General features: G+C 73.3%; 12 protein-coding genes. 4 read left to right on the forward strand and 8 right to left on the reverse strand.

Translation table 11 applies throughout. The features are described from left to right. The first annotated feature begins 85 nt into the window (after positions 1-85). Positions 86-1,864, forward strand: coding sequence for a M3 family oligoendopeptidase (locus tag PKE85_RS11655; protein WP_271204903.1), 1,779 nt, complete (start codon positions 86-88; stop codon positions 1,862-1,864). 119 nt (positions 1,865-1,983) lie between these two features. Further along, the gene (locus tag PKE85_RS11660; RefSeq protein ID WP_271204904.1) at positions 1,984-2,535 is read left to right on the forward strand and encodes a hypothetical protein; all 552 of its coding nucleotides are present in this window, start codon (positions 1,984-1,986) and stop codon (positions 2,533-2,535) included. 66 nt (positions 2,536-2,601) lie between these two features. Here the strand turns inward: PKE85_RS11660 and PKE85_RS11665 are convergent, their stop codons facing one another. The 8 genes from PKE85_RS11665 to PKE85_RS11700 all read right to left on the reverse strand — a co-directional run bounded on the left by PKE85_RS11665 (position 2,602) and on the right by PKE85_RS11700 (position 10,563). Beyond that, a complete protein-coding gene (locus tag PKE85_RS11665; RefSeq protein ID WP_271204905.1) occupies positions 2,602-3,087 on the reverse strand; it encodes a F0F1 ATP synthase subunit B family protein in 486 nt (161 codons plus the stop codon). A 12-nt stretch (positions 3,088-3,099) separates the two neighbouring features. Continuing rightward, positions 3,100-3,714, reverse strand: a complete 615-nt coding sequence (locus PKE85_RS11670) for a F0F1 ATP synthase subunit B family protein (protein ID WP_271204906.1) — start codon at positions 3,712-3,714, stop codon at positions 3,100-3,102. A 116-nt stretch (positions 3,715-3,830) separates the two neighbouring features. After that, complete coding sequence (locus PKE85_RS11675) at positions 3,831-4,058, reverse strand: F0F1 ATP synthase subunit C (RefSeq protein ID WP_271204907.1); 228 nt, start codon at positions 4,056-4,058, stop codon at positions 3,831-3,833. Positions 4,059-4,114: 56 nt separating this feature from the next. Beyond that, entirely contained in the window at positions 4,115-4,849 is a 735-nt protein-coding gene (locus tag PKE85_RS11680) for a F0F1 ATP synthase subunit A (RefSeq protein ID WP_271204908.1), read from the reverse strand. A gap of 126 nt (positions 4,850-4,975) precedes the next feature. Continuing rightward, positions 4,976-5,335: an AtpZ/AtpI family protein gene (locus PKE85_RS11685; RefSeq protein ID WP_271204909.1), complete on the reverse strand. Its 360-nt coding sequence runs from the start codon at positions 5,333-5,335 to the stop codon at positions 4,976-4,978. Between the two features lie 184 nt (positions 5,336-5,519). Continuing rightward, positions 5,520-8,969, reverse strand: a complete 3,450-nt coding sequence (gene smc / locus PKE85_RS11690) for a chromosome segregation protein SMC (protein ID WP_271204910.1) — start codon at positions 8,967-8,969, stop codon at positions 5,520-5,522. 267 nt (positions 8,970-9,236) lie between these two features. Next, entirely contained in the window at positions 9,237-9,905 is a 669-nt protein-coding gene (locus PKE85_RS11695) for a DsbA family protein (RefSeq protein ID WP_271204911.1), read from the reverse strand. Positions 9,906-10,044: 139 nt separating this feature from the next. Further along, positions 10,045-10,563: a DUF721 domain-containing protein gene (locus PKE85_RS11700; RefSeq protein WP_271204912.1), complete on the reverse strand. Its 519-nt coding sequence runs from the start codon at positions 10,561-10,563 to the stop codon at positions 10,045-10,047. 69 nt (positions 10,564-10,632) lie between these two features. Between PKE85_RS11700 and mutY the strand changes: the two genes are divergently transcribed. Together mutY and PKE85_RS11710 are read left to right on the forward strand one after the other, a co-directional pair. After that, the gene (mutY, locus tag PKE85_RS11705) at positions 10,633-11,727 is read left to right on the forward strand and encodes an A/G-specific adenine glycosylase (protein WP_271204913.1); all 1,095 of its coding nucleotides are present in this window, start codon (positions 10,633-10,635) and stop codon (positions 11,725-11,727) included. 3 nt (positions 11,728-11,730) lie between these two features. Continuing rightward, positions 11,731-12,903: an MFS transporter gene (locus PKE85_RS11710; RefSeq protein WP_271204914.1), complete on the forward strand. Its 1,173-nt coding sequence runs from the start codon at positions 11,731-11,733 to the stop codon at positions 12,901-12,903. The last annotated feature ends 5 nt before the right edge of the window (positions 12,904-12,908 follow it).

A 12,908-nucleotide genomic window follows, 5' to 3' on the forward strand; every position in this document is an offset into this window, starting at 1 on the left:
GCTTGCGATATCTCGACCGACCAGTCCTCAGCCGGGCCCCGCGCCGCGCGGCCCGCGCGAACCCCACGATCGAAGAGCATCGCCCGTGTCGAACGCCGCCGCCCTCGGACCGCTGCCCGAATGGAACCTCGCCGATCTCTATCCCGGCCTCGACGCTCCGGAGGTGGCGGCCGATCTCGCCCGGGCCGACGAGCGCGCCCGCGCCTTCGAGGCCGCCTACAAGGGGCGTCTCGCCGACCTGACGGCGGAGGGCAAGCTCGCCCAGGCGGTGGCGGACTATGAGTCGCTCGACGACCTGACCGGCCGTCTCGCCGCCTACGCCAGCCTCGTCTACGCCACCGACACCACCGATCCGAAGGGCGCCAAGTTCTACGGCGACGTGCAGGAGAAGCTGACGGCGGTGTGGTCGCACCTGCTGTTCTTCAACCTGGAGCTGAACCGGCTCGACGACGCCGCGCTCGAGGCGGCGATGGCGGAGCCCGAGCTGGCGCATTACCGGCCCTTCATCGAGGACACCCGCAAGGAGAAGCCCTACCAGCTCGAGGACCGGGTGGAGCAGCTGTTCCACGAGAAGTCCATGACCTCGCGCGGCGGCTGGAACCGGCTGTTCGACGAGACCATGGCCGCGCTGCGCTTCCAGGTGGACGGCAAGGAGCTGACGCTCGAACCGACCCTCAACCAGCTTCAGGACGCCGACGGCGAGGTCCGCCGCCGGGCGGCGGAGGCGCTGGCGAAGACCTTCAAGGCCAACCTGCGCACCTTCACGCTGATCACCAACGTGCTGGCCAAGGACAAGGAGATCTCCGACCGCTGGCGCGGCTTCGAGGACGTGGCCGACAGCCGCCATCTCGCCAACCGGGTGGAGCGCGAGGTGGTGGACGCGCTGGTCTCGGCGGTGCGCGCGGCCTATCCGCGGCTCTCCCACCGCTACTACAAGCTCAAGGCCAAGTGGTTCGGCCTCGAGGCGCTGAACCACTGGGACCGCAACGCGCCGCTGCCGAGCGCGCCCACCCGCGTCATCCCATGGGACGAGGCGCGCGACACCGTGCTCGGCGCCTATGGCGGATTCTCGCCGAAGATGGCGGAGATCGCCGGCCGCTTCTTCGACAGGGGCTGGATCGACGCGCCCACCCGTCCCGGCAAGGCGCCGGGCGCCTTCGCCCACCCCACCGTGCCCTCCGCCCACCCTTACGTGCTGCTGAACTATCTCGGCCGGCCCCGGGACGTGATGACGCTCGCCCATGAGCTCGGCCACGGCGTGCATCAGGTGCTGGCCGCGCCGAACGGCGCGCTGATGGCGCCCACGCCGCTGACGCTGGCCGAGACCGCCTCCGTGTTCGGCGAGATGCTGACCTTCCGGGCGCTGCTCGACCGCGCCGCCGACCCCGCCCAGCGCAAGGCCATGCTGGCGGGCAAGGTGGAGGACATGATCAACACCGTGGTGCGGCAGATCGCGTTCTACACCTTCGAGCGCAAGGTGCATGAGGAGCGCCGTCAGGGCGAGCTGACCTCGGACCGGCTGGACGCCATCTGGCTGGAGGTGCAGTCCGAGAGCCTGGGGCCGTCCATCCGGCTGGGGGAGGGCTACGAGACCTTCTGGACCTACATCCCCCACTTCATCCACTCGCCGTTCTACGTCTACGCCTACGCCTTCGGCGACTGCCTCGTGAACTCGCTCTACGCGGTCTACGAGAACGCCTCCGACGGCTTCGCGGAGCGCTACTTCGCGCTGCTCTCCGCCGGCGGCTCGCGGCCCTATCCCGAACTGCTGGCGCCGTTCGGGCTCGACGCCCGCGACCCGGCCTTCTGGCAGACCGGCCTCGGCCTGATCGAGCGCATGATCGCGGAGCTGGAGACGCTCTGACCGCGCCCGGCCGGGCCGGGGAGGGCGGTCTCGCGCGCTGCCCTTGAGGGGCTTTCGCAATTCGGCCTGATTCGTTGATGAGGCTTTAACTCCCGAGGGGCAGCCGGGAGAGCTTGGTCATGACATCCCGCATCCTCCGCGCCGCATTGACCGGCGCGGCTCTGGTTTCCGCCGCCTTCTCCGCCAATGCGCAGGACGCGTCCGCCGCCGCGCTCGCCGCCTCCGGCGTCACAGGCCGCCCCGCCGGCGACGACGCCTGCCCCCGCGTCGTCGTGCTGCGCGGAGCCGAGGCCTTTCCCCGCGGCGCCTCCGACAGCCACCGCGCCACCGTGTCCGGGTTCGCGCGCGACTGCGCCAATCTGGGCGCGGAGACGCTGCTGAAGGTGGCGCTCGTCGGGCGCAGCGCCCGCGCGGCCGGCGGGCCGAGCTGGTTCAACGCGCCGCTGACCGTCGCGGTGCTCGACCCGCAGGGCCGCACTGTCGCGGAGCGCCGGATCCGGCTGAAAGTGGCGCTGCCCCGCGGCAAGACGGCGGGGGCCTTCGCCCATGTGGAGGAGAACCTGTCGCTGCCGCCGCAGCCGACCTACGCCGGCTGGACGGTGGCGGTGGGCTTCCACATGACCGCCGCCGACGCGAGGCGGGCCGCGAGGACGCTCACCGCCGAGCGGTGAGACGGCCATGAAAAAGGCCGCCCGGAGGCGGCCTTGATCGGATCGTGCGGACTGTCCGGCGCGGGCTCAGTTGAGCTTGGCGCGGACCTCCGAGAGGCCGTTGTCGAACAGCTGGTCGCCGAGCGGGCCGCCCTGCGACTGGTTCCCCAGCACCTTGGCGGCGGCGGAGACCGCGGCGTCGGCGGCGGCGGCGCGCACGTCGGCCACGGCCTGGGCCTCGGCCTGGGCGATCTTCTGCTCGGCCATGGCGGCGCGGCGGGCGACGAACTGCTCGGCGGCGACCTTGGCCTCGGCGGCGACGCGCTCGGCCTCGATCCGGGCGTTGGCGACCAGCGTCTCGGCCTCGCGCTCGGCCTCCTCGCGGCGGCGGGCGAAGTCGGCCAGCAGGCGGCTCGCCTCCTCACGCAGGCTGCGGGCCTCGTCCAGCTCGGCGCGGATCTTCACCGCGCGGTTGTCGAGGGCGTGCAGGATCTTGCCCGGCACGCCGAGATAGACCAGCAGGCCGAGGAAGATGACGAAAGCGACGAGGACCCAGAACTCGGGAGTGCCCATGGTTGCGGCTCCTCAGCGGGCGAGCGTGGCGTCGACCGCCTGCTCGATCTCGGCGGTGGCGGGCGTGGCGCCGGACAGGCGCTCGACGATCGCGGCGGCGGCGTCGGCGGCGATGCCGCGCACGTTGCCCATGGCCGCCTGCTTGGTGGCGGCGATCTGGGTCTCGGCGGCGGCGAGCTTCGCGGCCATCTCGGTGTCGAGGCGCCTGCGGTTCTCGTCCGACTGACGGGCGACGGCCTCACGGGCTTCTGTGGCGATGGCGGAGGCCTTGGCGCGGGCGTCGGCCTGGGCCTTCAGGAAGGCGTCCTCGGCGGCCTTGCTCTCGGCGCGCAGGCGCTTCGCCTCGGCGAGGTCGCTCTCGATGCGCTCGGCGCGGCCTTCCACGATGTTGGCGAGGCGCGGCAGGGCGATCTTGGCGACGATGAAGTACAGCGCGCCGAAGGTGATCGCGAGCCAGATCAGCTGCGAGGCGTAGGTCGAGGAATCGAAAGGCGGGAAAGCGCCGCCATGTTCGCCCGGGGTGGAGGCCATGTGCTCGGCTCCGTGGGATTCGGCCCCGTGCTCGGCCTGCGCGAGGACGATGGGCGCCCCCGTGGCGGAGTCGACGGCGATTGCGTTCGGGATCATCGGCTCACCTGACGGCGGAAAGACATGCGTCGGTCCGGACGGCGGACGGGGAGCGGCCTGTGGATGAAGCCGCTCCCCGTCTCATGTCCCAACCGACCTGGACCGGGAAGGTCCGATCAGACGGCGAACAGCAGCAGCAGCGCGACGAGCAGCGAGAAGATGCCGAGCGCTTCCGTCACGGCGAAGCCGAAGATCAGGCGGGCGAACTGCCCGTCGGCCGCGGACGGGTTGCGCAGCGCGCCGGCGAGGTAGCTCGAGAAGATGTTCGCGACGCCGACGGCGGCGCCGCCCATGCCGAGGGTGGCGAGACCGGCGCCGAGGAACTTCGCGGCTTCAGCTTCCATGACGAGAACTCCGAAGTAAGGGTCGTTGGGGAACAGGCGGACGAGGACGCTGCGGCTCAGTGGCCGGGATGCAGCGCGTCGTTCAGGTACATGCAGGTCAGCAGCGCGAACACGTAGGCCTGCAGGAAGGCGACGAGGAACTCGAGCGCCGTGATGCCGATGGTCAGCAGCAGCGGAAGCACGCCGAGGGCGAGGCCGACGCCGCCGAGCGCCGCCGACAGCATGGTCACGAAGCCGGCGAACACCTTCAGGGTGATGTGGCCCGCGAGCATGTTGGCGAAAAGACGGACGGAGAGGCTGATGGGACGCGAGAGGAACGAGATGACCTCGATCGCGACCACGAGCGGAAGGATGTAGCCCGGCACGCCGTGGGGCACGAACAGCTTCAGGAAGCCGAGGCCGTGCTTGGCGAAGCCGTAGCCGATCACCGTCAGGATGACGAGCAGCGCCAGCGCGAAGGTGACGATGATGTGGCTCGTGACCGTGAACGAGCCCGGGATCAGGCCGAGCAGGTTGCAGAACAGCACGAACATGAACAGCGAGAACACGAGCGGGAAGAACACCATCCCGTGCTTGCCGGCCGTCTGGTGGATCATGCCGCGCACGAACTCATAGGAGAGCTCGGCCAGCGACTGCAGTCGGCCCGGAACGAGGGCCCGCTCGCGGCTGCCCAGCAGCAGCAGGGCCGAAACGCCCGCCACGGCGAGGATCATGAAGGTGGCGGAATTGGTGACCGGCCCAAGAAGGGGCGTGATCTGGAACTGGTGGATCGGATCGATCGCGCCTGCCATCTGTCGCCTTCGGCCTCTTCCGTCCCGGCGCCGCGGCTGCATGGAGCCCGGCGCGCCTTCAAGAACCCATGAGCGGACCCGGAAGGATCCGTCGTCGCGCCGGACCCGCGAAGGCCCGGAAAACACTCAGAGCGGCGGATGGTCGTCCGCGCCCGGATGCCTCGCGATCCCCGCTGCCCGCATGACGTTGAGCACGCCGGCGGCGAAGCCGAGAAGCAGCAGCACGATGAGGCCGAACGGCGAGGTGTCCAACCAGCGGTCGAGCGCCCAGCCAAGCCCCCCGCCCACGATCACCCCCGCGACCATCTCCGTGCTGAGACGGAAGCCGCGCGCGATGCCCTGGGCGTCGCGGGAAGACACCGGACCCGATCCCGCGCCGTCGTCCCGTCCCGCTCCGCGGCGCTCCAGCGCCTTGTCGAGCCGGTCGAGACGTCCGGCGAGATCGTCGCCTGACCCTTCCCTTCGTTCGTCCGAACCTTTCGCCATGCTCAGGCCCCGCGAACCCCTTAGGAGCGCAAAGCGCGCGCCCCGTAAGTCGCGGGCACCCTAGTTTTTGGCCCTGTGGCTGTCAAGGTTCCGCCGCAAAGTTGTAAGTGCTTGATTTGACAATAAAGAACCGGCTTTCGCAGGGGTGCGGCGGAAACGCCGCGGTCCCCCGGCGCGCTTTGTGTCACGCGGTCTCCAGCAGCCGCTCCGCCGCCTGAAGGTCGACGGCCACAAGCTGGCTCACCCCCCGCTCCGCCATGGTGACGCCGAGCAGCCGGTCCATGCGCGCCATGGTGATGGGGTTGTGGGTCACGGTGAGGAAGCGGGTGCGGGTGACGCGGCGCATCTCGTCCAGCAAAGCGCAGAAGCGCTCCACATTGGCGTCGTCCAGCGGCGCGTCCACCTCGTCCAGCACGCAGACCGGCGCGGGGTTGGTGAGGAACACGCCGAACACCAGCGCCAGCGCCGTCAGCGCCTGCTCGCCGCCGGAGAGCAGCGACAGCGTCTGGGGCTTCTTGCCCGGCGGGCGGGCGATGACCTCGAGCCCGGCCTCCAGCGGATCGTCGCTCTCCACCAGTTCGAGCCGGGCTTCGCCGCCGCCGAACAGGGTCTCGAACAGCGTCCGGAAATGCCCGTCCACCGCGGTGAAGGCGGCGAGCAGCCGTCCGCGCCCCTCCTGATTGAGGCTGCGCACCGCGGCGCGCAGCCGGGCGATGGCTTCGGTCAAATCTTCGCGTTCGGCGGCGAGCGCGCCGTGGCTGGCCTCGATCTCCGCCAGCTCCTCCTCCGCGCGCAGGTTGACGGCGCCCAGCCGGTCCCGTCCGGCGACGGTCTGGGCGAGGCGCCGCTCGATCTCCTCCCGCGGGAAGTCTGTCCGCAGCGGCTTCAGCGTCTCGGCCAGCGCGGCCGGCTCCATGTCCCGCGCCTCGCGGATGCGGTGGGCGGATGCGGCGCGCTTCTCCCGGGCGGCCTCCAGCCGGGCCCCGGCGCGGGCGGCCTCTTCGCGCGCGCGGGCAAGAGCGTCGAGCGCGGCGCGGGCGGCGAGGTCGGCGGCGCGGTGGGCGCTCTCGGCCTCCGCCTGCCGGCCGGCGGCGGCCTTGGCGGCTGATTCGGCGGCGAGAACCGCGGTCGCCAGCGTCCGCCGCCGCGCCGCCAGCTCGTCGGGCCGATCCGCCAGCTCCGACCGCTCGGTCTCGGCCTCGGCCCGCCGGGCGGCGAGGCTGTCGAGCCGCTCCGCCGCGCCGGCGCGGCGCGCGGTCCAGGAGGCGAGGTCGGCGGCGATCTCCTGCGCCCGCGCCTCCCGCCGGCGGGCCTCCGCCGCGCGGGCCTGGGCCTCGGCGCGCAGGTCCGCCGCGGCTCGGCGGCGCTCCGCGACGGTTTCGGCGAGCGCCGCGGCGCGGCCGTCGTCGCCGGCGTTCCCGTCCAGCGCGTCGAGGCGGGCGGCGGTCGAGGTTCGGGCGGCGTCGGCCTCCGCGCTCTGCGCCGCGATTCGGTTCAGCGCCTCCGCCACCGCGGATCGGCGGGCGGCGACGCGGGCGCCGGCGCGTTCCGCCGCCTCCTGCGCGTCGCGGGCCGTGTCCAGCGCCGTGCGGGCGGCGCGGGCGGCGTCGCGCGCGGCCTGCTCGGCGCGGGCGGCGTCCTGGGTCCCGGCGCGGGCGCGCTCCACCTCGCCGCGCAGCCGGTCGGCCTCGGCGCGGGCGCTCGCGGCCTCCCGCTCCACCGCGCCGAGCCGGTTCTTCTCCGCCAGCCGCCGGGCGGCGGGGGTGGGCGCGTCGGCGGACACCGTCACGCCGTCCCAGCGCCAGAGATCGCCCTCGCGGCTGACGAGCCGCTGTCCGGGACTGAGATGGGCTTGCAGCCGCGCGCTGTCAGGGCGCGCCACGACGCCGATCTGGGCGAGGCGGCGCGCCAGTTCCGGCGGCGCGGTCACATGGGCGGCGAGGGGCGCGGCGCCCTCGGGCAGGGCCGGGTCGGCTTCGCTGAGGGCCGCGCCGGCCCAGCGCGCCTTGGCGGCGGGATCGAGCGGCAGCTCCAGATCGTCGCCGAGGGCCGCGCCGAGCGCGGTCTCGAAACCGTTCTCCACCACCAGCAGATCGACCGCGGGCGTCACGCCGCCACGGGCGTCGGCGGCCAGCAGCTTGGCGAGCGTCCGGGCTTCGGTGGCGGCGCGCTCGGCGCGGGCGTTGGCCTGGGCGGCCGGCCCGCGGGCCGCGCTCTCCGCCCCGCGGGCGCGGGCATGGGCGGCCTCCGCCGCCTGCGCCGCGCGCTCGGCGTCCTCGAATTTGGCCCGGGCGGACGCGGTCGCGGCGGCGAGAGCGGACGCATCGCCGGCGGCGCCGGCTTCGGCCTCCAGCCGCGCGGCTTCCGCGGCGAGGCCCGCCGCCTCGCGGTGGAGCGCGGCCGTGCGGGCGGCGGCGTCATCCCGGGCGCGCTCCAGCGTCCGGCGCTCGGCGCGCCGCGCCGCGGCCTCCGCGGTCGCGGCCGCAAGCGCCGATTCGGCCGCCGCCACCGCGGCTTCCGCCTCGGAGAGCCGCGCGGCGAGGCCGGCGTCCCCGCCGGCGTCGTCGGCGGGGACGGCGAGATCGTCCCGCGCGGCGTCGAGCCGGGCGAGCGTCGCCGCCGCGTCTTCGGCCAGCGCCGTCTCCCGGACGACGTCGGATGAGATCTGCGTCAGGCGGCGGGCGAGTTCGTCCAGCCGGGCGCGGGCGCGGGCCTCCTCGCCTTCGAGCTGCGCCGCTTCCTGGGTCAGGCGCCGCAGCGTCGAAGCGGCGTCCTCCGCCGCCGTCCGCGCCGGCGCCAGCGCATGGGCCGCCACGGCCTCGGCGCGCGCCGCCTCGCCTTGCGACCGCAGCGCCTCGCCCACGGCTGCGACCGCGAGCGCCTCCGCCCGTTCCGCCTCCAGCGCGGCGGCGGCCGCCGCCTCATGGTCCAGCACCAGCAGCAGCCCTTCGAGCGCGCGGATCTCGTCGGTCAGCGCCCGGTAGCGTTCGGCGGCGCGCGCCTGCCGGCGCAGGCTCTCCGCCCTTCCGCCGAGCTGGCCCAGCACGTCCTCGACGCGGGCGAGGTTCTGCTCCGCGCCGTCGAGTCGCTGCTCGGCCTCGCGCCTGCGGGCGTGCAGGCCGGCGATGCCGGCGGCCTCCTCAAGGATGCGGCGGCGCTGCTCCGGGCGCGCGTTGATGATCTCGCCGACCCGGCCCTGTCCCACCAGCGAGGGCGAGCGCGGGCCGGAGGAGGCGTCCGCGAACAGCAGCTGCACGTCGCGGGCGCGCACCTCGCGGCCATTGACGCGGTAGGTGGAGCCGAGCCCGCGGGCGATGCGGCGGCTGACCTCGATCTCGTCCGCGCCGTTGAACGGCTCCGGGGCGAGGCGGTCGGCGTTGTCGAGGGTGAGGACCACTTCGGCGTGGTTGCGGGCGGGGCGCGAGCCGCCGCCGGCGAAGATCACGTCCTCCATGCCGGAGGCGCGCAAGGATTTGAACGAGCTTTCGCCCATCACCCAGCGCAGCGCCTCGACCAGGTTGGACTTGCCGCAGCCGTTGGGGCCGACGATTCCTGTGAGGCCCGGCTCGATGGGCGCCTCGGTGGCGTCCACGAAGGTCTTGAAGCCGGCGACGCGCAGCTTGACGAAGTTCATCGCCGCAAGGCCCGCCCGCGGCGATGGGCGGGCTCCGGCCAGCGCGCGCCGACGGAGTCCGAAGGCTCAGAGCCCGTCTGGAAAAATCCGGAGCACGCCATCAAGAGCCCGTTTGGAAAATGCGGAAGCGTGCTGTTCAAACTCCCATCATGCCCGCGCGATGCGCGAGCATCCACGATTTTCGCGGAGAAACTCTTGAACGCTCAAGTCGTGGATGCCCGATGACCAAGCTCGGCATTACGGGGGCTTGGATGTCCAGGCCGAGGCTCAGGCCTTGAGCAGCGGCTCGAGGATCTTCTCCATGTCCTCGAACTTGATGGCGCCACGGTAGATCTTGCCGTTGATGAAGAAGGTGGGGGTGGAGTTCACGCCGAACTTCTCGGCGCCGCGCTGGCGCACCCAGTTCACCCCGTCGAGCATTTCCTGATTCGTCAGGCAGGCCTCAAAGCTCTCCTGCGTGAATCCGAACTGCTTGGTCAGGGTCTGCAGGCCGGTGACCGGATCGTTGGAGTAGGCCCACTCCTTCTGGCGGGCGAACAGCGCGTCGACCACGGCGAAATACTTGTCGTCGCCGGCGCAGCGGGCGATCATGAAGCCGGCGGCGGCGATCGGATCCAGCGGGAACTCCCGCAGGATGAAGCGCACCTTGCCGCCGTCGATGTACTTCTCTTTCAGCTTCGGGAAGGTCTCGTTGGCGAAGGTGGCGCAGTGCCCGCAGGTCATCGAGGCGTATTCGATGATGGTGACGGGCGCGTCCTCCCTGCCCTCGGCCTTCTCGCCGAGCGGGCCGGCGACGGCGAGCTCCTCGGTGGAGGGCGCCTGGGCCAGAGCCTGCGACACGAAGCCCGCGCGCGGATCGATGAGAAGCGCGGCGGCCGCGGCGGTGAGGCCGAGGGCGGCGGCGGATTCGAGGAAGCGGCGGCGGGTGAGGGTCACGGCTGTTCTGGTCCTTGGGCTCATGCGCTGCTGGAAAGCGGGGCCTGTCGCGTCGTGTCGGCGGCGCGCAAGGTCGACCGGCCATCAACTATTCGCAAGCGGAATGTGGCGCCAGCATGCCCGAGGCGGGGGACGACGCTCACGCCCGCGTGACGCGGGAGCGGGCCAGCACCGCCTCGCCGAGCCGGACGAGGGCGTCGTTCAGCGCCGCCTCCTCCACCCGCGCGGCGGCGGCGCGCGCCGCTGCGCGCTCCTGGGCGGTGGCGGCGGGCGGCTCTGGCGCCGTCCGCCGGGGCTGGCGCCGGAACCCCGCCACCGGTCCCTGCCGCAGCTTCAGCGCGCCGACGCAGGCCCAGCCGAGATGGGCGTTGACGCGCTCGAGAAGCTCCGCCGCCCGGTGCTGCAGCTCCAGCGCGAAGGCGCCCTCCACCCGCACCAGCAGGGTCGAAGGCTCCGGCGGCGCGGAGGGATCGGCCGCGGCCCCCCGGCGCGGCGCCACGATCTTCACCGGCACGGTGACGGCGGCGAGCTCCGGCCCCGCGATCAGCTCCCAGCGCGCCACGATCTCGGAGCTGGCGAACCCCTGTCTGGCCACCACCGGCCCCAGCGCGGCCGGCGCAAGATCGGAGAGATGGCGGGCGCGGCGCGGCGGTTTCATCGGCGGATCGGTTCGTCTAAGGTCGCGCGGGCGACGGCCCGCCTCCATTCGTTCCTTTGAGATTACGATTTGCCGCAAGCCGCCGAAACCCCCGTTCGGCCCGATCCCGACCTGCTGCTCGCCTGGTACGACCGCCACCGGCGCACGCTGCCGTGGCGGGCGCCGGTGGGCGCGCGCGCCGATCCGTACCGGGTCTGGCTGTCGGAAATCATGCTGCAGCAGACCACGGTGAAGGCGGCGGGACCCTACTTCCTGCGCTTCCTCGAACGTTTTCCGGACGTGGCGTCGCTCGCCCGCGCGCCGCTGGACGACGTGCTCAAGCTCTGGGCCGGGCTCGGCTATTACTCCCGCGCCCGCAACCTGCACGCCTGCGCGCAGGCCGTGGTCGCGCTCCACGGCGGGCGCTTTCCCGACACGGAGGCGGAGCTTCTGGACCTGCCGGGGGTCGGCCCCTACACGGCGGCGGCGATCGCGGCCATCGCCTTCGACCGCCCGGCGGTGGTGGTGGACGGCAATGTGGAGCGGGTGATGGCGCGGCTGTTCGCGGTGGAGGAGCCCATGCCCGCCGCCAAGCCCCGCCTGAGGCGCCTCGCGGCCGAGGTGGCGCCGGTCCGCCGTCCCGGCGACTACGCCCAGGCCACCATGGATCTCGGCGCCACCATCTGCACGCCCAAGTCGCCCGCCTGCGCGCTCTGCCCCTGGGACGATCCCTGCCGCGCCCGCGCCGGCGGCGCGCCGCAGACCTATCCGCGCAAGACGGCGAAGGCGGCGCGGCCGCAGCGTTTCGGCGTGGCCTACTGGGTCGAGCGGGCGGACGGCGCGGTTCTGGTGCGCGCCCGGCCGCTGAAGGGCCTGCTCGGCGGCATGACCGAGATCCCGACCGGCGCATGGGACGAGGCCATCGACCTGTCGGCTCCGCTGGCTGCGCTCGCCCGCGAGGCGCCGGTCGCCGGCCGCTGGCGCCGGCTGCCGGGCGAGGTGGAGCATGTGTTCAGCCATTTCGCGCTCCGGCTGGCGGTGCTCGCCTGTGACGCGCCCGCCGGCCTTAAGGCGCCGCCCGGCGCCCGCTGGGCGGCGCGCGACGCGCTCGACGGCGAGGCGCTGCCGTCCGTGTTCCGCAAGGTGGCGGCGCTCGCCCGCGCCGAATTCTCCCGCAAGGCCTGAACCATGACCGATGCAACCTCTGCGGCGCGCGTTCCGCGCCGCCTGATGCTGGCGCGCGCGGCGGTGGTCGCCGTGTTCTTCGTCTCGGGCGCGGGGCTCGGCGTCTGGGCGGCGCACATGCCGCTGCTGAAGGGCGGGCTGTCCTTGAGCGACGGCGATCTGGGCGGCGTGCTGCTGGGCATGGGGCTGGGCGCGGTGGGCGCCATGCCGCTGACCGGGCTGCTGCTGCACCGTTTCGGGGCCGTGCGGGTCACCGTCACGGCGGCGCTCGCCTTCTGCCTGGCTCTTGCCCTGCCGCCGCACGCCTCGGACGGCCGCGCGCTCATGGTCTGCGCCCTGCTGCTGGGCGCGCTGATGGGCGGGCTGGACGTGGCCATGAACGCCCAGGCCGCGGCGATCGAGAAGGCCTATGGCCGGCCGATCATGTCGTCGGTCCACGCCTTCTTCTCCATCGGCGGGCTGTGCGGCGCGGCCGCCTCCGGAGCGCTGATCGCGCTCGACGCCGGCGCGGCGCTGGGCATGGGGCTCTGCGCCGCAGCGCTCGGCCTGATCGCGGCGCTGGCGGCGCTGCGGCTCGCGCTGCCCGGCGACGCCCATGCGGGGGCGGACGAGGGGCATGGGCTCCGGCTGCCCAGCCGGGCGGTGCTCGGCCTCGGCGCGCTGGCGCTGCTGGCCTTCCTGTCGGAGGGCGCGATGATCGACTGGAGCGCGGTGTTCATGACGCAGGCGACCGGCGCGAGCCCGGCGCTCGCGGCGGTGGGCTACGCCGCCTTTTCCGCCGCCATGACGCTGGCGCGGCTCACCGGCGACCGGGTGACGGCGCGGCTCGGGCCGTTGCGGACGGTGCAGCTTTCGGGGCTGATCGGCGCGCTGGGGCTCGCCGTCGTCATTCTGGCGCCGATTCCGGAAGTGGCGCTGCTGGGCTTCGTGGTCACCGGCCTCGGCTACGCCAATGTGGTGCCGGTGCTGTTCTCCGCCTCCACCCGCACGCCGGGGCTCGCGCCGGGAACCGCGCTCGCCATGGTGGCCACCATGGCCTACGGCGGCGGGCTGATGGGCCCGCCGCTGATCGGCTTCATCGGCGAAGGCTTCGGCCTCCGCGCCGCCTTCCTGCCGCTGGCGCTGGCGGCGCTGGTCGTCGCCGCAGGCGTCTCCCGGGCGCTGCCGCGCGGCTGAGGCGG

This window comes from Methylopila jiangsuensis, assembly GCF_027922305.1.
GTDB classification, from domain to species: domain Bacteria; phylum Pseudomonadota; class Alphaproteobacteria; order Rhizobiales; family Methylopilaceae; genus Methylopila; species Methylopila jiangsuensis.